This window comes from Solitalea agri (assembly GCF_023914155.1).
GTDB classification, from domain to species: Bacteria; Bacteroidota; Bacteroidia; order Sphingobacteriales; family Sphingobacteriaceae; genus Solitalea; species Solitalea agri.
Map to the genome: position 1 here is coordinate 263,006 of NZ_JAMWYS010000036.1, position 20,931 is coordinate 283,936.

Annotated in this window: 15 protein-coding genes and 1 riboswitch; of the genes, 12 read left to right on the forward strand and 3 right to left on the reverse strand. The window is 38.3% G+C overall.

What is annotated here, in order from left to right:
* Nucleotides 1-8: 8 nt before the first annotated feature.
* Nucleotides 9-1,478: an ArnT family glycosyltransferase gene (locus tag NF867_RS12145; protein ID WP_252588270.1), complete on the reverse strand. Its 1,470-nt coding sequence runs from the start codon at nucleotides 1,476-1,478 to the stop codon at nucleotides 9-11.
* A 93-nt stretch (nucleotides 1,479-1,571) separates the two neighbouring features.
* On the opposite strand from NF867_RS12145, the gene NF867_RS12150 reads away from it, so the two are divergent.
* The 4 genes from NF867_RS12150 to NF867_RS12165 all read left to right on the forward strand — a co-directional run bounded on the left by NF867_RS12150 (nucleotide 1,572) and on the right by NF867_RS12165 (nucleotide 8,167).
* Complete coding sequence (locus NF867_RS12150) at nucleotides 1,572-2,522, forward strand: glycosyltransferase family 2 protein (RefSeq protein WP_252588271.1); 951 nt, start codon at nucleotides 1,572-1,574, stop codon at nucleotides 2,520-2,522.
* 116 nt (nucleotides 2,523-2,638) lie between these two features.
* Nucleotides 2,639-3,202 (forward strand): SRPBCC family protein, encoded by a 564-nt coding sequence (locus tag NF867_RS12155; RefSeq protein ID WP_252588272.1) that lies wholly within the window; start codon nucleotides 2,639-2,641, stop codon nucleotides 3,200-3,202.
* A 535-nt stretch (nucleotides 3,203-3,737) separates the two neighbouring features.
* Nucleotides 3,738-6,848: a SusC/RagA family TonB-linked outer membrane protein gene (locus NF867_RS12160; RefSeq protein WP_252588273.1), complete on the forward strand. Its 3,111-nt coding sequence runs from the start codon at nucleotides 3,738-3,740 to the stop codon at nucleotides 6,846-6,848.
* Nucleotides 6,849-6,865: 17 nt separating this feature from the next.
* Nucleotides 6,866-8,167 carry a RagB/SusD family nutrient uptake outer membrane protein gene (locus NF867_RS12165; RefSeq protein ID WP_252588274.1) on the forward strand — a complete coding sequence of 434 codons (1,302 nt, stop codon included), beginning with the start codon at nucleotides 6,866-6,868 and terminating at the stop codon, nucleotides 8,165-8,167.
* A gap of 63 nt (nucleotides 8,168-8,230) precedes the next feature.
* Here NF867_RS12165 and metF read toward each other — a convergent pair whose 3' ends face one another.
* Nucleotides 8,231-9,184: a methylenetetrahydrofolate reductase [NAD(P)H] gene (metF, locus tag NF867_RS12170; RefSeq protein WP_252588275.1), complete on the reverse strand. Its 954-nt coding sequence runs from the start codon at nucleotides 9,182-9,184 to the stop codon at nucleotides 8,231-8,233.
* Between the two features lie 94 nt (nucleotides 9,185-9,278).
* A complete protein-coding gene (gene metH / locus NF867_RS12175; RefSeq protein ID WP_252588276.1) occupies nucleotides 9,279-12,983 on the reverse strand; it encodes a methionine synthase in 3,705 nt (1,234 codons plus the stop codon).
* A 145-nt stretch (nucleotides 12,984-13,128) separates the two neighbouring features.
* A riboswitch (SAM riboswitch) is annotated at nucleotides 13,129-13,230 on the reverse strand.
* A gap of 239 nt (nucleotides 13,231-13,469) precedes the next feature.
* Here metH and NF867_RS12180 point away from each other — a divergent pair.
* The 8 genes from NF867_RS12180 (at nucleotide 13,470) to phoU (ending at nucleotide 20,882) form a co-directional block, all read left to right on the forward strand.
* Complete coding sequence (locus NF867_RS12180) at nucleotides 13,470-14,054, forward strand: YceI family protein (RefSeq protein ID WP_252588277.1); 585 nt, start codon at nucleotides 13,470-13,472, stop codon at nucleotides 14,052-14,054.
* A 118-nt stretch (nucleotides 14,055-14,172) separates the two neighbouring features.
* Nucleotides 14,173-15,522: a hypothetical protein gene (locus NF867_RS12185; protein WP_252588278.1), complete on the forward strand. Its 1,350-nt coding sequence runs from the start codon at nucleotides 14,173-14,175 to the stop codon at nucleotides 15,520-15,522.
* A gap of 95 nt (nucleotides 15,523-15,617) precedes the next feature.
* On the forward strand, nucleotides 15,618-16,193 hold the full coding sequence (locus NF867_RS12190) for a hypothetical protein (protein ID WP_252588279.1): 576 nt from the start codon (nucleotides 15,618-15,620) through the stop codon (nucleotides 16,191-16,193).
* A 197-nt stretch (nucleotides 16,194-16,390) separates the two neighbouring features.
* On the forward strand, nucleotides 16,391-17,401 hold the full coding sequence (locus tag NF867_RS12195; RefSeq protein WP_252588280.1) for a PstS family phosphate ABC transporter substrate-binding protein: 1,011 nt from the start codon (nucleotides 16,391-16,393) through the stop codon (nucleotides 17,399-17,401).
* Nucleotides 17,402-17,503: 102 nt separating this feature from the next.
* Nucleotides 17,504-18,382: a phosphate ABC transporter permease subunit PstC gene (gene pstC, locus NF867_RS12200; RefSeq protein ID WP_252588281.1), complete on the forward strand. Its 879-nt coding sequence runs from the start codon at nucleotides 17,504-17,506 to the stop codon at nucleotides 18,380-18,382.
* Nucleotides 18,375-19,232 carry a phosphate ABC transporter permease PstA gene (gene pstA / locus NF867_RS12205; RefSeq protein ID WP_252588282.1) on the forward strand — a complete coding sequence of 286 codons (858 nt, stop codon included), beginning with the start codon at nucleotides 18,375-18,377 and terminating at the stop codon, nucleotides 19,230-19,232. Before pstC ends, pstA begins: the two co-directional genes overlap by 8 nt.
* Nucleotides 19,233-19,312: 80 nt before the next feature.
* Nucleotides 19,313-20,065 (forward strand): phosphate ABC transporter ATP-binding protein PstB, encoded by a 753-nt coding sequence (gene pstB / locus NF867_RS12210; RefSeq protein ID WP_252588283.1) that lies wholly within the window; start codon nucleotides 19,313-19,315, stop codon nucleotides 20,063-20,065.
* 130 nt (nucleotides 20,066-20,195) lie between these two features.
* Nucleotides 20,196-20,882 carry a phosphate signaling complex protein PhoU gene (gene phoU, locus NF867_RS12215; protein ID WP_252588284.1) on the forward strand — a complete coding sequence of 229 codons (687 nt, stop codon included), beginning with the start codon at nucleotides 20,196-20,198 and terminating at the stop codon, nucleotides 20,880-20,882.
* The last annotated feature ends 49 nt before the right edge of the window (nucleotides 20,883-20,931 follow it).

The window sequence follows — 20,931 nt, forward strand, 5'->3', positions numbered from 1 at the left end:
CTGCAAAATTAGTTGATTTCGAGTAAATATCCTTTTTTTAATGTTTTTGAACGAGTTAGCGGATTCAGAAACTCGATGTTTAATAGAGAGCCGGCATAGTGTGGTATTTCTAACTGACGTTTAATTGGCAGTTTAAGCGCTATAAGGTCATTAATATTTTCATTAGAAATAAAAAGGTAAAACTTGTTGTTCTTGTGGATTTTATCCTGAATCTGTTCTGGGTTCAATTTAGGAACTTCGTCATTTGATTGGTTATTAAAAGCACTAACTGTTGGCGTGTAAGTATAGATTTGATCAGCAGGAATGGCCTGTTCTTTTGCCAGTAAAGCCATTTTGTAATCTGCTTGGTATGTTAATAATTGCGGATAGAAGCTGGTACTAGCCAAAAAGATGGCAGCTAAAATTGCAAATGCAGACGGAGCAATAATCCGATATAAATAGCCTTGCCTGTTTCCTCGTAAAACAATAAAGAATAAAACCGATAGGGATATAACTGAAACAATCTCGATTGCAAAATTTTGAATAGGGAAAAACCAAACATTTACCAGCAAGCAAATTAATATGAGTAGTCCGATAACTAATAATTGAATTTTTTCAAGTTTTGCCAGCATTTTCCAGTTTTGTAATTGAACCTGCTTATAAAGGAAAGAGGCCAATAAAATGGCTGTAAATGGACTTAAGACGATTAAATACTGAGGAGATTTAAACTGCGTTGCCAACAAATAAAGAAATCCAATAAAAATACCGCCAAGTGCTAATAAGTCGATGTTTGAATTTGGTTTAAACTTAGCGTTCCAAAAGGCTTTACAGTTCGAAGTCAACGCAATGAAAACAAGTATGCTCCAGGGGAAAAGGGTCCAGAGTAAAGTATAAAAGAATGAAAAGTTAAAACTTGCTGATAGTTCTTGACTACTTGAGTTTTCAAGAAATAGAATATTTTTAATAGCTGCAGGTAGAGGGCAGAAATATACAACGGTTAATGCTCCAAGAAATAAAAGGAGGCCTGATAGCCATTTCCAGTTAGATAATATTTTCCATTTATCCGAATAAAGAAGATTGCACCCGATTGCGCTCCCTATAATGACTGCAGTAATCGGTCCTTGTATGATAACTCCCAGGGTAATGGCAAGGAACAAAATAATCAGGTTAACTAGTTTTTTGCTTTTGATAAATTCAACCAATTGCCAAGTACCCAAAATTATGCTACCGGTTAAAATGGTGTCGGCCTTAATTGAACCAATAGAAAAAATTATAGCCTGCGAGGTTACAAAGATTAAAGCTGCCAATTGGCCGGTCTCTTTATTGTAAAGCGCTTGTGCCAGTCTAAAGGTCGAATAAGCGGCCAGTGCACTAAATGTGAAACAGATGACTTGGTTTAGGTCTATTGTGTTGTGTTTTACAAGAGATCCGAGCAAGTAAACGATACAACATATTGTAAAAAGAAAGAGATAGGTGCTTTTGGTAATGGGTTGATTCATTCGGAAAACAGTGTACTTCTGAAAATAATGCTAAATGCCTATTGGTTATAAAAATTGAGGGTATCTTTAAAAAGTCAAAATTAAGATTGATTCATGAATAAGAATAGTCAATTGCCAAAATTAGCATTAATAATTCCTTGTTATAATGAAGAAGAAATGTTGAAGATAACTATTGATCATCTGTTCAGGCTTTTAACTGATTACGTTGAACGTGGTTTGGTAGCTTCAGATAGTTTTGCTTTATTCATTGACGATGGCAGTAAAGATCGTACCTGGTCCATTCTTCAATCATCCTCTAATCATTTTATTAGGGCCATCAAGTTAAGTTATCATGTTGGTCATCAGCATACGCTTGTTGCGGGGTTAACTTATGTAACCAATAACGTTGATTGCTGCATTTCTTTAGACAGTGATTTGCAGGACGATATATCGGTAATAGAAGAAATGATTTCGAATTATCAATCAGGGTCGAAAATAGTTTATGGAGTTAGAGGGAGTAGAGAAACGGATAAAACAGTAAAGCGTAGTGCGGCACATTTATTTTATAAGCTAATGAAACGCATGGGTGTTGATCTGGTTTATAATCACGCTGATTTTAGGTTGCTATCCAATAGTGTATTAGTTGAATTACAAAAATATAAGGAAGTAAACCTCTTTCTTAGAGGGTTGTTTCCAATGATGGGTTTTCCATCTTCAAAAGTATATTACAAACGAAAAGAACGGATTGCGGGAGAAACTAAGTATCAGTTTAAACAAATGCTTAGTCTGGCAGTTAACGGAGTTACTTCTTTCTCCAATTTTCCGCTAAAGATGATCACCTATATTGGTTTTACCGTGTTTGTTGGTACAATCATTATCAGTTTATGGGTGCTGTTTGAATGGGCATTTGGTTATACGGTGCCCGGTTGGGCCTCAATTACCTTACCTATGTATTTTTTAGGAGGAGTGCAATTGTTGGCGTTGGGCGTTATTGGTGAGTACCTGGGAAAAATTTATCTCGAAACAAAAGCCCGTCCGCGATTTCATATAGAAGCGGAAGCTTAACACATATTAATATTTCAGAAAATTTACATTTAAAGAGGGTTGTAAGCGTTTATTTAATTTGAAATCAGAGATTTAAACTATAAATTCAGATAACTGATCAATCAATAAACTGTGATATGCAACTTCTTAAGTATTTCGCGATTTTTTTAATTGCATTAGTGGCTATATTTATTATTCTAGGTATTTGGGCTCCCAAGGACTACCTGTTGGAAAGATCGATTGTCATTAATGCTCCCCAGGAAGTTGTATTTGATCATATGGTGCATTTTCAGAAATGGTCGGCATGGTCGCCATGGAAAAAGTATGATCCGGAGATGAAAGAAAGTTATAGCGGTGAAGATGGATCAGTTGGCTCATCTTACAGCTGGAAAGGAAATGATAACGTAGGAGAAGGGATAATCACCAATAAGAAAATCACTGATTCGAGAATGGATTACGAAATGCTTTTTATGAAGCCATTTGAGAGCCAAAGTGAAGGATGGCTGAGCGCAGAAAGAACAGGAACCACCACAACAGCAATCTGGGGATTTAAAACCCATTACGATTTTCCGTTTAATGTAATGATGATGTTTATGGATATGGATAAAACCTTGGGCAAAAATTTCGATGATGGATTGACCATGCTAAAACGAATAGTGGAAGAGGAAGTAGATACAAAAGAAACAGTCCTTAAACCTTAAACTTCAAAATAAAAAAGCCGGTTTGCTTTCGCTCGCCGGCCTATCCAAAATTGGATGATATAGGTTGTATATGAAGAAAGAGACTAATTAGTAACTTTCTCAATCTTCTTCAATATTACCAATAATATTTTTAATTAAACAATTTTTTTTTAAAAAAAAATTAATAAAAAATCGATTTAGTTAAAAAAATGAGAATTTAATGTTTGACCAAATGAAAAAGCGGGTCAATTATTCATGCTAATTATTAGGTGTTGAATTTCAGTAGGATAGTAAAAAAGCTGTATAAAAACGCAATCTTCCTTTCAGAATTTTCCCGCAGCCTTTTTTACACTTTTTTAACCATTTTATTTTACAAATTGAAATCGCTTCTTTTCTGCATTAAGGCAATATTGTTTCATTGAGTGACAAACTGAAAAATATAGGTTGTTTTTTGTAAAGTGAAAATTTATTATCTTGATTATAAATGTTTTAAAAATTTACCGCAAAAACATGCAATGTTCTAAATAAATCTCTAAACATAACCAGCATTTGAAGTATGAAGAAAATCTACTTTTTGCGATGGCTAAAGTTCTCAGTGACTTTGCTATCAATTTGTTTGTTATTAACCCCAAGAAAGGGAATAGCGCAGACTAATAAATATGTTATCAATGGAGTTGTAACAGATTTAACTACGCATGAACCGCTATCAGGGGCGCTCGTTTCTATTAAAAACACAAACTTTGCAACCGCAACCGGTGGCGATGGTCGTTTTAGCATTACCGGAAATTTGAGTAATGGCTCTTACATTGTTGAATTTTCATTAATTGGTTATCAATCAAAGCAGCAACCCATTACCCTTGGCAATGAGCTAACAGTAAGTGTGAATATGGCACTAGCATCCGATGTAACTGGTTTGGATGAAGTTATTGTTACAGGAGCATCTGCAGGTACCACCCGAAAGCAGATGGGTAGTTATGTAAGTACGGTTAAGGCTGATCAGCTTACTAAAGGGGCCACAAGTAATGTGCTAGCTTCATTGCAGGGTAAAACAGCCGGAGCCCAGGTAGTTCAAAATTCCGGCGATCCGGGGGGAGGTATTTCTGTCAGATTGCGGGGGGTAAGTTCCGTTTACTCAGGTTCAGAGCCTTTGTACATTGTTGATGGGGTGATTGTAAATAACTCAACAACCCGCGTCACCAACACATCTAGCAATTATGACGGCGGAAACTTTGTGGGAAATATTGGTCAAAACAGGATGGCTGATATTAATCCGGCCGATATTGAACGAATAGAAGTGTTAAATGGTGCCGCTGCAGCAGCAATCTATGGATCAAGAGCCAATGCAGGGGTTATACAGATCTTTACAAAAAGAGGTAGCCAAGGCACTCCAATTGTTAGTTTTTCTACCGCACTCACGGTAGGTGAAGTAAGAAAAAAATTAGATGTAAACAGGGCTCCAACAAAATTTGGAGGATCACCGGATTTTCAGACTCAAGATATTCTAACTCCAACTTTAACAAATACCACTCCCGTTACCCGGTATGATTATCAGGATGATATTTTTCAGACAGCTGTCGGATCTGATAATAATATTTCTGTTAGTGGGGGCAATGAAGGAACAAAATATTTTGCATCAGCCTCTTATTTTACCAATGAAGGAATTATAAAGAATACAAATTTTACGAGGTATGGACTGCGGTTTAATTTGGATCAGAAAATAGCAAAATGGGTGAGTTTTACTGGTGGTTTAAACTATATAAATAGTGCAAGTAAGGAGAAACCGGATGGAAACTCTTTTTTTTCTCCAATGAACTCGGTGACCATCATAGGTAACTTCCATGATATTTATACAAGAAGTGACCTTGGAACACTGAAGGCTGTGGGAGAAAGGGGTCGGGTAAATCCACTTTCCATCATTGAGGATGTTAAACAGCATCAGGAAACTAACCGGATTATCGGAAGTGCAGGGTTAAAAATATTCCCGGTAAAAAATCTCACAATTGACTATACCTTAGGTATTGATAATTTCACTCAAAACGGACAAACATTTATTCCCCCATTTCCATATAACGTAAGTCCGGCTTTTTATGGAGGAGGTCCGACACTAGACCCAACACAAAACGGTTATTCAAGCAAGGCAGGTAACACAGTATTCCAGATTAATAACGAGGTGAATGCAACTTATGAATGGCCAATATCCAATAGCTTGAGTTCAACCACACAAGTGGGTTATTCAAGTCAATATGAAAAGTCATCTTACTCATTGCTCCAGGGAAGAGGTGTCGTTGTAGAAACTGTAAATGGAGCCAGTACCGTTTTGCCTGGAAACGATTTCAGGAGCGAGATATCAATTTCCGGCCTGTACTTACAGGAAAATTTGAAGTTTAATGACCAACTTTTTATAACTGGTGCGATTAGGTACGATGCTTCATCTGTATTTGGTTCCGATAATCGAGATCAACTTTATTTAAAGGGAAGTGCAAGTTATGTTCTTTCTTCCGCTAAGTTTTGGAATGGGTTAGGATTATCAAATTGGTGGGATCTGTTTAAACTTCGATTAGCCTACGGAGAATCAGGAAACTTAACAGGCATTGGTGCTTTTGAACGATTCAATGGTTATTTAACAACACCATTTTTGGGTAAATCAGCCTTTTATTCGAGTGCACAATTGTCTAATCAGAACATTGCTCCCGAACGCCAAACTGAGCTGGAAATTGGTACTGATCTCTCATTCTTGAATAACAGGTTGGGAGTACAGTTTAATTGGTATAATAAGAAGGTTAAAGACCTGCTTTTTCCAGTGGTAACCGCTCCAACAACAGGTTTTTCAAGCTTACTTGATAATATTGGCGCAATGGAGAATAAAGGAATCGAGCTGGTTTTAAATGCAACACCAGTACGGAGTAACAATTTCAACTGGAACCTGTCATTTATTTTTAACAGAAATAGGAATAAGGCTGTTGGAACCGGTTCATTGCGATTGTTAAGTACGAACGCAGGCGCTCCTATTGCAGTTATTGAAGGACAACCTATTGGTGTATTTTATGGAACTTTTTTCGCAACCGATGGAAATGGGAATTATGTAACCAATCCTGCTGGAATTCCACAATTTGAAAGGGGAACTCAAGATGGAGTCTTGGAGTATACCACTCAACGTGATGAAAATGGATTGCCTACCGGGGCACAGTTAAGGAAAGTAATAGGTGATCCTAATCCTGACTATACATCAACCTTGGTTAATGATTTTGCTTATAAAAAGCTTTCATTGAGGGTTCAGTTAGATGCTGTTCATGGTGTAGATGTATTTAATGCCGATTTCAGGACCCGGCAAGGTGTTGGAAATGGTAAAGTGGCAGAACAAGAACATAAGGGTTTATTGCCAAGAGGATATATATCTGGTATTTATACCATTGAGCAATGGCGTATTGATGATGGTTCTTTTGTTAAACTCCGTGAAATTTCATTAGGATATAATATTGGAAAGCTTAAATTTTTTAAAGATTTAACAGTGAGCTTGAGCGGCCGTAACCTTATTTCATGGGATGATTATAAAGGATATGATCCGGAGGTGAATGCTGGTGGTCAGAGTACGGCAATTCGTGCCGTTGACTTTGGTGCCGTACCAATTCCCAGAACCTTTAGTTTTGGGCTTCAAGCTAAATTCTAACCTTTAACAAGACAGTCATGAAAAGATTTAAAACGAAATACACGTTCCGGGTATCATTCATAGCCTTGTTCTTTATGATTATTGGCTGTGGGAAAGACTTTACGGATCCTACAAGGGTTCCGGAGGATGCAGTTTTTGGAACACTACAGGGGCTTACAGGGGCCGTAGTGGGATTACAGCGTGATTACACGGCACAAAGAACAAGTTCACTCTATAATTCGGTTACCAGTAATGGGTTTACCACTAAGGAGCTTTTTTTAGTAAATCCGGGTAATTTACCCGAGGCTCAACTAAATACAGGAGGGATAGCAGTGGATGGCACGAATACCATTTTATCGGGTATGTGGTCCAATAGTAATAAGATTATTTATGATGCCAATAAAGTAATTGAAGGCGCCCAATTGCAATCGGATAAAAACTATGCTAGTGGATTAATTGCCTATGCCACCATTTTTAAAGCTTTGGCGTTAGGAAATATGTCTCAAAGCTGGGAGCAGGTTCCTAATGGGATAGGTGTTAATGTTGGATTTATGGCAAGGAAAGATGGTTTTTCTGCTGCCATTACAGCAATTGATCAGGCACTGGCAGCTATAAATGCAAACCCCATAAGTACAACATTTATGGCTAATATTCCACCGGGCATTGATATTGTAAACACGCTGAATGCTTTAAAGGCAAGATATGCAATGGCTAGTGGAAACAATGACCTTGCGTTAGCTGCTGCTAATGCTGTTGATCTTACTAAAAAATCGACTTTCAACTTTGATGCAACCACTCAGAATCCGATTTTTGAAACAGCCACATCCTCAAATAACGTTTATCAGCCGGTTGATTCAACTTTAGGTTTAAAAGTTCCGTTGCAGCCCGATCTTACTGATAAGCGGGTGCCTTTTTACACAAGTATAAATCCGACGATAGCCCCTCGATTTAGAATTAAGGGATTTGGCGAAACATTAAATACTCCATTCCCTGTTTATTTACCTGGGGAAATTACCTTGATAAAAGCGGAGGCATATGCCCGTAAAAATGATTTGACGAACGGTTTGATAGAGTTGAATAAAATATTAACCAAAACTGCAGCAACTGATCCTTTCGGTTTAGGTGCAAATTTGCCGGCTTTAGCAAGTGTTGCCACTCAGCAAGAGTTGCTTGACCAGATCTATAAAAACCGATGTATTGAGCTCTATATGTCGGGACTTAAACTGGAAGATATGCGAAGATTTAACCGGCCGAATTCAGAGCGGGGGAGGAACTTTTATCCATATCCTTTGGTTGAGAGGGATAATAACACAAACACACCTGATGATCCAGGATTTTAGAAACAAAACAAAAGAAGGCTACCAATCGGAAGCCTTCTTTTGTTTTAATAGAATCTTTAAGCTTTAGAAAGTTGCCTTCGCAATTCTTTTGATAGTGTCAGATTTACCCATGGTATAATAGTGTAAACAGGGTGCACCTAGCTCAACTAAGCCTCTGGATTGTTGAATGCACCATTCAATGCCCACTTCTTTCACCTCTTTGTCTGTTTTACAATCAGCAACGGCATCGGCTAATTCTTCAGGAATATCGATATTAAACACTTTTGGCAATAAGGTTAATTGCTTTTTAGTGGTTAATGGTTTTAATCCCGGAATTATTGGAACATTGATGCCATTATCGCGGCAAAGTTTTACGAATGAAGCATATTTTTCATTGTCGTAAAACATTTGAGTCACAATGTATTCAGCGCCCATGTCCACCTTCATTTTCAGGTAACGGATGTCAGTTTTTAAATTAGGGGCTTCAAAGTGTTTCTCCGGATAGCCGGCGATACCAATACAAAAATCGGTTCCGTTACTGCCGCTGTATTCTTCATGTAAATATTTTCCTTGGTTGAGGTTTACAACCTGTTGCAGCAAATCTGACGCATAAGAGTGACCACCTGGTTCGGGGATAAAACCGCCATCTTCCTTACGGGCATCACCTCGAAGCACTAACACATTGTCGATTCCTAAAAACTTAAGTTCGATAAGTGCATTTTCGGTGTCTTCTTTGGTAAAACCTCCGCAAATTAAATGCGGAACGGCGTCAACCTTGTACTTAAATTGGATAGCCGCACAAATACTTACAGTTCCCGGACGTTTGCGCGTTGAAACCTTCTCCAAAAAGCCGTTAGGCTGTTTCTTATAGATGAAATCTTCCCGATGATAAGTTACATCAATAAAGGGAGGTTCAAATTCCATTAAAGGCTCAATAGCTTCAAAAATCTGGTCGATGCTATGACCTTTCATTGGCGGTAGTAATTCGAACGAAAAGAGCGGTTTTTTAGCGTTATTTATATGTTCGGTTATCTTCATTTTCTTTAATTACGAATTTCAAGTTTTGGCGTTAATTGATAATTGTTGAATAACTGGGATCTCGTAACACGCAATTCGAAATCCGCAATTAATTTTAATACGCCAAATTCGGAGCCATCCATCTTTCTATTTCATCAACAGTGGAGTTCTTGCGCTTCGCGTAATCTTCTACCTGATCTTTTTGGATCTTTCCTAATCCAAAATATTTCGAATCAGGGTGAGAGAAATAGAATCCACTTACTGCTGCTGTTGGGTACATAGCTAAGCTCTCAGTTAAGATAATGCCTGTATTAGCTTCAGCATTTAAAATGTTAAACAGCGTGGTCTTTTCGGTGTGATCAGGGCAAGCCGGATAACCAGGTGCAGGGCGGATTCCTTTGTAGCGCTCTTCAATCAATTCTTCATTGCTGAATTGCTCCTCTGCCACATATCCCCAGTATTCTTTACGAACGAGCTCATGCATTCGCTCTGCAAAAGCTTCTGCTAAACGATCAGCAAGGGCCTTGGCCATAATGCTGTTGTAATCGTCATGCTGTGATTCAAATTCTTCCACCAATTTGTCTAAGCCAATGCCAGTGGTAACGGCAAATCCTCCCCAATAATCCTTAATAGCTGTTTCTTTAGGAGCTATAAAATCGGCTAAGGCAAAGTATGGTATGTTTTGTGCTTTTTCCAATTGCTGACGTAGCGTATGAATAGTCGTTAACTTTTCCGTTCTCGAATCATCAGTATAAAGCTCGATGTCATCATCGCCAATTGAATTAGCTGGCCAAAAGCCAATAACAGCACGAGCTGTTAACAATTTCTCGTCTACAATTCTTTTTAATAGTGTTTGAGCATCAGCATATAATTTCTTAGCCTCTGTCCCTACAACTTCGTCATTGAAGATCTTTGGATAGCTGCCATAAAGTTCCCAGGTATGGAAGAATGGAGTCCAGTCGATATAGTTTACCAGGTCAGCTAAATCATAATTGTCAAAAACTTTTGTTCCGGTAAAACTTGGTTTAACAGGCTGATATCCGTCCCAGTTTAGCTTAAACTTACGCTCCCGAGCTTCTTCAATAGAAACAAATGATTTTTGTGATTTTTTATTCAGGTGGAAGTCTCTCAACTGATCATACTCTTTGGTAATGCCAGTCATAAAGTTTCCCTTTTGTTCGTCATTCAGTAAGTTTCCGGCAACAGGCACTGATCGGGAAGCATCCAACACATGAACCACCGGACCGTTATAATTAGGTGAAATTTTAACCGCCGTATGCACGCGGGAAGTGGTTGCGCCGCCAATTAATAACGGAATGTTAAAACCTTCGCGCTCCATTTCTTTGGCAACGTGAACCATTTCGTCAAGCGAAGGAGTGATCAGTCCGCTTAGTCCAATAATATCAACGTTTTCTTTACGGGCAGTTTCTAAAATCTGTTGGCACGAAACCATTACCCCTAAATCGATAATCTGATAGTTGTTACAAGCCAGTACAACACCAACAATGTTTTTTCCGATATCGTGTACATCGCCTTTAACAGTGGCAAGAAGAATTTTTCCAGCCCCAGAACGATGAGATTCTTCTAATGCCTCAATATTCCCACTCTGTTGCAAAGCAATTTTTTCAGCTTCAATAAATGGCAATAGATAAGCAACAGCTTTTTTCATAACCCGTGCTGATTTTACCACCTGCGGCAAAAACATCTTACCAGATCCAAATAAGTCACCGACAACGTTCATTCCATCCATTAACGGACCTTCAATTACTTGCAACGGACGATCGTATTTTTGACGGGCCTCTTCAACGTCTTCATCCAGGTACTCAATTATACCTTTAACCAGCGAATGGCTTAGGCGTTTTTCAACCGGGTCTTTTCGCCACTCTTCGTCTTTAACCAGTGTCTTGCCTTTTGCTTTTACAGTTTCGGCAAAGTTTACCAACCGTTCAGTAGCGTCATCACGGCGGTTTAATAAAACATCTTCAACCAGCTCAAGCAAGTCCTTCGGAATTTCTTCGTAAACTTCCAGCATTCCGGCATTCACAATTCCCATGTCTAAACCAGCTTTGATGGCATGGTATAAAAATGCTGAATGCATTGCCTCTCGAACCGTATTATTTCCACGGAAAGAAAAAGAAATATTACTTACCCCTCCACTAACTTTTGCAAGTGGCAAATTTTGTTTGATCCAACGAGCAGTTTCAATAAAATCAACTGCATAGTTATTATGTTCATCTAAACCAGTTGCAACAGTTAAAATATTAGGGTCGAAAATGATATCCTGGGCAGAGAAACCAATTTCATTTACTAAAATTTTGTAAGAACGCTCACAAATTTCAATACGACGAGCGTAGGTATCGGCCTGACCTTTTTCATCAAAAGCCATTACCACAGTTGCCGCTCCGTAACGTTTTATTTTGCGTGCATGTTCTTTGAACTTTTCTTCGCCTTCTTTAAGAGAGATAGAGTTTACAATTCCTTTTCCTTGTAAACACTTCAATCCTGCTTCAATAACCGACCACTTCGATGAATCGATCATGATAGGAAGTTTTGCAATATCAGGCTCTGAGGCAATGAGATTCAAGAATTTAATCATCGCGGCTTCCGAGTCCAACATACCTTCGTCCATGTTCACGTCGATAACCTGCGCTCCACCTTCAACCTGTTGACGTGCAACAGTAAGGGCTGCTTCGTAGTCTCCGGCTAAAATCAATTTCGAAAACTTTGGAGACCCAGTAATGTTGGTTCGCTCTCCTACGTTTACAAAATTGGTTTCGGGAGTAATCACAATCGGCTCTAAGCCACTCAGTCGTAAATAGGGTTGAGGCTCAGCTTTTTTTCGAGGTGTATATTTAGCCACCTCGTTTGCAATTGCTTTTATGTGATCAGGTGTTGTACCACAACATCCTCCAACAATATTGATAAATCCACTCTTTAAGAAATCACGAATTTGATCAAGCATTTGCTCCGGTGTCTCATCGTATTCTCCAAACTGATTTGGGAGTCCGGCATTAGGGTAAGCGCCAACAAAGAATGGGGCTTTTTCAGCCACCTCTTCCAAATACGGACGCATATCTTTTGCTCCTAAAGCACAATTGAATCCAATCGATAAGAGATCATGATTAGCGAGAGAAATCAGGAACGCTTCTGAAGTTTGTCCCGATAACGTACGACCACTTGCATCTGTAATAGTTCCCGAAACCATGATCGGTAATTTGATCTGATGGTCCTCGAAATATTGATCAATAGCAAATAATGCGGCTTTGGCATTTAACGTATCGAAAATGGTTTCAACCAATAAAATATCGGCGCCTCCATCAACTAAGCCACGAACTTGTTCAGTATAAGCGTCTACCAGTTGATCAAAAGTAATGGCACGAAAGCCCGGGTCATTTACATCTGGAGATAAAGACGCGGTTCGGTTAGTAGGGCCAATAGCACCGGCTACAAAGCGAGGCTTATCAGGGCTTTTACTGTTAAATTCAGCAGTAACTTCTTTGGCAATTTTGGCCGATTCAAAGTTCAACTCATAAACCAAATCCTCCATGCGATAATCAGCCATAGCAATACTGGTTCCGCTAAATGTATTGGTTTCAACAATATCAGCACCGGCTTCCAGGTATTCACGATGAATAGCCTTGATCACGTCGGGACGCGTAATACTCAATAAGTCATTATTACCTTTCAGATCATGTGAATGATCCTTGAAACGCTCTCCTCGAAAATCACTTTCCTGCAACTTATATCGCTGAATCATGGTTCCCATAGCGCCATCGAGCACTAAAATGCGGTGTTTAAGAAGTTCTCTAATATCTGCCATTCAATTTTACTCTGCTAACCCTGTTTGGCTTGGCCATAAGGAGTTAAAAATTATGTAGTTGCTATAAACATTGTTTTGATGTTTAAGCAAGTCTGTTTCAAACTTTATTGTTGCTTATTAGATTCATCAAGTGGAGAAACCACTTTGCTCATCTTCTCCCATCTATCTGGGATAGAATTTGGCACCTTGTAAGCACAGGTTGCCAAGACTTCACCGGGTCTAGTCCCTCCGTCTTTCTTTATAAGCGTTACAAAAGTCACTATTTGACAGATAAATAGCAAAAAAAATATACAATCAATAAGGAGCTTCTTTTTTTTAAAATTTTTTTAAAAGCTCAAATTCGTTACTGCATTGGTTATCAGTTGGTTGTAAATACGAGGAAAGTGTATTTTTTACACAATGACATCTGTCATGTTTTTGCCTCTCTTTTGTCCCTTCTTTTGAATTATAAATCAAAGCAATTTAAACTTAAAAGAAAGGCTAAGAATGAAAAGAACAGTGAGAGTGCTATTGATAATGTGTTTATCTGTAGTACCATTTATAAGTTTTTCTCAGCAAAAATTATCTCCTAAGGAAAGTTCAATTCTAATAAAAGGAACTTCAACCATACACGATTGGAGATGTAAAGTGGAGCAGCTAACCGGTGATATTCAGGTTGAAAAAGCTGGAGCTACTGTAAAAGCCATCAAAGTAATGGATGTGCAGATGGTTGTAAAATCGATTAAAAGTTTAAAAGAGGATGGAAGCTATTATGAAGCTTCAATGGACAAAAATGTTTACAAGGCATTAAATGCAGACAAAAATCCTCAAATAACTTTCAGTTTGAAGAAAGTAAACAGTATTGGTGCGAATGGAGAAGTAAATGCGCTCGCTACCGTAAAAATAGCAGGTGTTGCGAAAGATCTAATAGTTACTGGTGTTGCGAAGCAACTTCCTAATGGCTCGGTGAAAATTACAGGAAAAAAGGCTATGAAAATGACTGATTTTAATGTGGATCCACCTAAGGCAATGCTGGGAGCTATTAGAACCGGTGATGATATAACCATTGAATTCGACCTATTATTTAAATAAATCAATTAAAAAACAATCAATCAGATATTCAAACAAACAAAAGAACAATCAAGCAAACACACAAGCAATTAATCAAACACACAAACAAACAATGAATTAACTTCTAAAAACGAATAGCATGAAAAAGATTTTATTATTTATAGGTGCTGCTCTTATGGCTCATGGAACTGCAATGGCACAGTTTAGCAATCAGATTCAACATTTTAATCCATATGACCAGCGCGGTATTAATAAGTATGAAAGCGGTAAGAATGATACCATTCCTTTTGAAGGTTTAAAGTTAAGATTGGGAGCTGCTTTTACTCAACAGTTTCAGTCACTGGATCATAAAAGCACGGCTCTGAATAATCAAAAATCAAATAAGCTATATCCACTTTCTCCAGGGTTTATGCAGGCCCAAGCCAATTTGTTTATTGATGCTCAGTTAGCAGACGGCATTCGCTTAAACGTAAGCTCATATATGTCGGCTCGTCACCACAATGAGTTTTGGGTAAAAGGAGGTTATTTACAGATTGATAAACTTCCGTTTAATATTAGCTTCTTAAACGAAGTTATGAAGTACACTACTATTAAAGCTGGTCAGTACGAAGTTAACTATGGCGATATGCACTTCCGCAGATCGGATGGTGGACATACTCTGCAAAATCCTTTCATGGAAGGCCTTATTATGGATGCTTTCGCAACTGAAATTGGGGGTGATATTTTCGTTCAGAAAGATGGCTACTTCGGAATGGTGGGCATTACCGGTGGTATGTTAAGAGGAAACGTAGATTCTGTTAAAACTACTATTGCTAACCCAAAAGCGCAGAAACAACCTTCGATTATTTTAAAGGGTGGTGTTGATAAACAATTAACCACTGACTTAAGGGCTCGTTTCTCGGGTAGCTATTACCATAATGGTAATACTGGTAACGGACTTAATACCTTGTACTGGGGCGATAGAACAGGTTCTAATTACCAAAACGTGATGGAAAAATGGGGTACTTATTCTGAGGTGAATGGTGTAGGTTCTACCACTCCTAATGCTTCAACCGCCATTGCTTGGTCAGGTCGTTTCAATCCTGGTTTTAGTCAGCAAGTTGATGCTTTGATGTTAAATGCGTTTGTAAAATATAAAGGTTTTGAGCTCTATGGAACTTATGAAAAAGCTAAAGGTAGAGCTGCAACTGAAGCAGTTAAAAGATCGATTGATCAATATGCTGCAGATATAGTTTATCGTTTCGGTCGCACAGAAAACCTTTTTGTTGGAGCTCGTTACAATGCTGTTGATGGTCAGTTGGCATTTGGCGCTGTTAACCAGGATATTAAAGTTAATCGTACCGCAGCAAGTGCTGGTTGGTTCATTACCAAAAACATTCTTTTAAAAGGTGAATATGTAAAACAACAATACAAAGATTTTCCAACAGCTGATTACAGAAGCGGAGGTCAATTTAATGGTTTCGTAATGGAAGCAGCTATTTCATTCTAAACAAATACAAATTACTTTTTTGAGCAGCAGGCCAATTGGCCTGCTGCTATTTAAATGTTCAATTATCTATTCAGTCAATTATTCATGTTTAAAATATGAGACTAAGATTAATAGGAACAATAGCTGCTCTCATCTTGTTGTTAATCGATGTAGCTCAGGCACAAGAGCGGTTAACAATTAAAATCCTTCCGGAAAGCACTATAAAAATTACCGGACGTAGTTCGCTCGGCGGGTATACTTTTAAATATAAAGGAGATCTTGCCCGGGTTTTTCAGATTCCGGCAAATGCTAACAATAAACAGGTTCTAGCCGCCATTCGCGCTTATCAATTGGAAGTGGAAAAGTTTAGTTCTGGCAACTTTTTCATGAACAAGGATTTTAGGAAGGTTATGAAAGTGGAAAGCTTTCCTTATGGCAAAATTGAATTGATTTCATTTCAGTCTGATCAAAACGGAAATGGCTATAGTAAGATAGGTGTAACTATTGCCGGAGTACGAAAAGAATTCCTTATTCCCTATCATTCTTCTAAAGAGCCTTATCGGTTCATTATTTCCGGATCACAACCAATACGTTTTAATGATTTCGGACTAAACCCTAAAGACGCCAGTCAAATTGTTGAAATTAAAGATTCTTGCACAGTTGAATTAAACCTTGTTGTACAGGTAGATTAATTTAATCTTAAAATATTCAGCAAATTGGGTAAATAATTTGTTAAAAAAATCTAGTTAACTTATTTGTTTTCAGTATTTTGTGTAAATAATTTGTTAAAAAAATGTTACTTAACATTTACTTAACATTGGTTTAATGTTCAAGTAATCTTTTTCCTTCTCTTTTGTATCCGAAAACATATCCATACAAGGAAATAAAAATGAGAAAGATATTTCTTTTACTTACAGCCGCAGCATTTTTAACTTCATGCGGAGGCGGTCAAAAGGCGAATAAAAATGCCGAACAACCAACTGGTGTTGTTAAGATTGACGGATCGAGCACCGTTTATCCTATTTCTGAAGCAGTTGCGGAAGAATTCAGAGAGCACCAGCCTGATGTAAACGTAACGGTTGGCGAATCAGGTACAGGAGGAGGCTTTAAAAAGTTCTCAAGAAACGAGATCGATATCAGTGATGCGTCACGTCCAATAACAGCTGAAGAAATTGATGCTTGCACTCAAGCAGGTGTCAGCTTTATTGAGCTGCCAATAGCTTTTGATGGTTTAGCGGTTGTTGTAAGTAAGCAAAATACATTTATTGATCATTTAACAGTTGCCGAACTAAAGAAATTATGGGAGCCAGCAGCTCAGGGAACGATCAAAACATGGGATCAAATTCGTCCATCTTTTCCTAAAGAACCGGTAAAACTTTATGGTGCAGGAACTGCCTCGGGTACCTACGATTATTTTACTGAAGCTATTTGCGGTAAAAAAGGTGCTTCTCGTGGTGATTATACCGCCAGCGAAGATGATAACGTGTTAGTTAAGGGCGTTTCTCAGGATAAAGGTGGTTTAGCTTATTTTGGTTTAGCTTATTATGAGCAGAATCAGGATAAATTAAAATTAATACCGATTGATGGAGGAAGCGGTCCTGTTGCTCCTAGCCAGGAAACTGTAGGAAATGGAACTTACCAACCACTCTCGCGCCCTATCTTTATTTATATTAACGGTAAGTCAATTGAACGTAAAGAAGTTGCTGAGTTTGCTAAGTTTTATACCGAAAAAGCCGGTACTTTAGCAAAAGAGATTGGCTATGTTCCATTGAATGATGATGAATACAAATTAATTCAAGAACGTTTGGCGAAAAAAGTTACTGGAACAGTATTCGTTAAAGGTAAGTCTACCGTAGGAACTAAAATGTCGGACCTTCTTAAAATTGAAGAAGGAAAATAAGCTCCGCACTTTAAACATAGTTAAATGCTAAGCCCCGAAATCTGCTTAATGAAACAGGTATCGGGGTTTGCATGAGTAAAATGATTATTTATAGTTTATTAAATGCAAAAGGTTAAAGAGAAGATAATTGAAGCAATACTGCTAATCTGCAGTTCAATCACTGTCTTAACCACTATCGGAATTATCATTATTCTGGCAATTGAAACGTTTCAGTTTTTTAAGGATGTTTCAATTGTAGAGTTTTTTACCGGTACTGAATGGACCCCGTTATTCGCTAATAAGAAATTCGGTATTTTACCATTGGTTTCCGGAACCTTGTTAACCACATTTATTGCCATTTTGGTGGCCTTGCCATTGGGGTTAACCATTGCTGTTTACCTCAACGAATACGCCGATAAACGATTTAAAGCAGTAATTAAACCTTTATTGGAAGTTTTGGCAGCTATTCCTACAGTTGTTTATGGATTCTTTGCCCTAACGTTCATTACTCCTATACTACAAAGCTTCATTCCTTCTTTGGCGGGCTTCAATGCTTTATCAGCGGGGTTGGTGATGGGTATCATGATCATTCCTTATGTTTCGTCGATGAGCGAAGATGCTCTAAGTGCGGTGCCTAATTCATTACGAGAAGCGGCCTACGGAATGGGGTCAACCCGTTTGCAAACAGCGTTTAAAGTAATGCTTCCTGCGGCTTCATCAGGGGTTATCGTTTCGGTAATTCTGGCAATTTCAAGAGCGATTGGCGAAACGATGATTGTTGCTGTGGCGGCTGGACAAGAACCACGGTTAACCTTCAATCCATTAAACTCTATAGAAACCATTACCACTTATATTGTGCAGGTGAGCATGGGTGACGTTCCTCAAAATTCAATTGAGTTCCGTTCAATTTTTGCCGCTGGTATTACATTATTTGGTTTAACCTTTATCCTTAACAATATCTCGTTTTGGATGAAACGTAAATTTGTGCAGCGATATGAATAACGCCCGGAAAAACGAGATTAAAGACAATGCTTTCAAAGTGTTTGCCCTTGTCTGCACATCAGTAGGTTTAATTGTATTAGGGTTGCTTCTTTATAATATTATTTCAGTAGGATTAACACGTATCAACTGGGATTTTATCACAAATCTGCCTTCACGCAGACCAGGCAAGGCCGGTATTTATACAGCTTTACTCGGTATGATTTGGGTGGTTACGCTAACGCTGATAATTTCATTCCCTATTGGTATTGGTGCTGGAGTATATCTTGAAGAATACGGTAAGAAGAATCCTTTCGCCAAATTCATCGAGATCAATATTGCTAACCTTGCCGGTGTTCCATCTATTATTTATGGTATTTTGGGCTTGGAGCTTTTCGGACGTTTATTGGCCTTAGGTAATAGTATATTGGCCGCAAGTTTAACCTTATCGTTATTGGTACTCCCAATAGTTATTGTTGCAACTCGCGAAGCGGTGAAAGCTGTACCAGGCTCATTGAGAGAAGCTTCTTATGGACTGGGAGCAACCCGTTGGCAAACGATCAGTCGTATTGTATTGCCGGCTAGCTTTGGCAGTATTCTTACCGGATTGATTTTGGCCGTGTCGCGAGCGGTAGGCGAAACTGCACCTTTAATTGTGGTAGGTGCTTTGGTTTATGTTCCTTTCGCACCTAAAACTCCAATGGATCAGTTTACAGTATTGCCAATCCAAATTTTCAACTGGACAAGCCGTCCGCAATCTGGCTTTGTGGTGAATGCTGCAGCGGCAATTATTATACTGCTGATGTTTGTTTTCATATTAAACGGCTTTGCGGTATTTTTACGCAACAGACACAACAGAAGAGTGAAGTATTAATTAGTTTATAGTCGATAGTTCATGGTAGTAGTTATGAACTAAAAATAAACAGTACTATAAACAATGAACCATGAATAGAAATGAATAAGTTAGAAGCTAAAGACGTTAATCTCCACTATGGTGAAAAGCATGCGTTGAAAGGTATCAGTATGGGCATAAAAGCGAATAGCGTTACTGCATTTATTGGTCCTTCGGGTTGCGGTAAATCAACTTTCTTACGTTGCTTTAACCGTATGAACGACCTTATAGATAATTGCCGTGTTGAAGGAGAAATATTAATTGACGGGCGAGATATTTATAAGAATAGAATTAATGTTGTAGACCATCGTAAAAAGATTGGAATGGTATTTCAAAAGCCTAATCCATTTCCCAAATCTATTTATGAGAACGTTGCTTACGGCTTAAGAATAAACGGAATTTCTCACAAGAAATATCTTGATGAAACAGTTGAAAAATCATTGCGCCAAGCCGCATTATGGGATGAAGTAAAAGATGATTTAAAGAAATCGGCTTTAGCATTATCAGGCGGTCAGCAACAACGTTTATGTATTGCCCGTACGCTTGCTGTTGAACCTTCAGTAATATTAATGGATGAACCGGCATCAGCACTGGACCCAATTTCTACTGCTAAAATTGAAGAGTTGATCCATGATCTAAAAGATCGGTATACCATTGTTATTGTAACACATAATATGCAACAGGCGGCTCGTGTTAGCGATAATACAGCATTCTTTTATCTCGGCGAGCTGATTGAGTACGATGAAACTTCAAACATCTTTACAAATCCTGCTAAAGAGGCTACACAAAATTATGTAACCGGCCGATTTGGTTGATGGTTGGGTTCTCCTTGGTCCATGGTTAATAGCCCATGGTTTTTTAATTAACTAGTAGTGGCTAGGGTCTATGGACTATTGCCTAAAAAATACTTTGCGTTTTTAATCGCATTTTTATGACACATTTAGTATGACACATTTAGAAGAAGAACTGCAAAAGTTGTTTTATCAGATGAACGATATGGCTAGTTTAGTAGAAGGCCAGGTCGAGAAATGTATTTCGTCGTTGTTAGATGAAGATAAAGGATTGGGAAGGGAGGTGATCTTCAACGAAAAGCGTGTTAACGCCTATGAGTTGAAAATTGATAAGGACTGCGAGAATATCTTTACACTGTTAAATCCGTTTGCGCAGGATATGCGCTTTGTTTTTGCCACATTAAAGATAAATTATAACCTGGAGCGAATCGGCGATAATGCCGAGGGAATTGCCCATTATGTAATTGAAGCAGAAAAAGGTTTTGATAAGCAGCTATTGGAAGAGTGTCGTTTTCATGAAATGGCCGAAACAGTAAAGTTGATGTTGAATGCATCAAACAGGGCTTACAGTGAACGTAATGCTAAGCTAGCCAGAACAGTTTTTAGTATGGATAGCATTCTGGATGATATTAACAGGGCGGCAGCCGATTTGATTGCAGAACATATTAGAGGAAATATTGATAACGTTATGCAGGCTTTATATCTGCTAACCATCATTCGAAAGTTGGAGCGGATAGGCGATCATATTACCAATATTGCTGAAGAAATAATTTTCTTTTTAGAAGCTAAAGTGCTGAAGCACGGTAAAAAAGCCAGCTTCATGGGTAAAGAAGATGAATAGCTATATAAGTTATAAAAGATAAAAGGGGCTTTACGGCCCCTTTTATCTT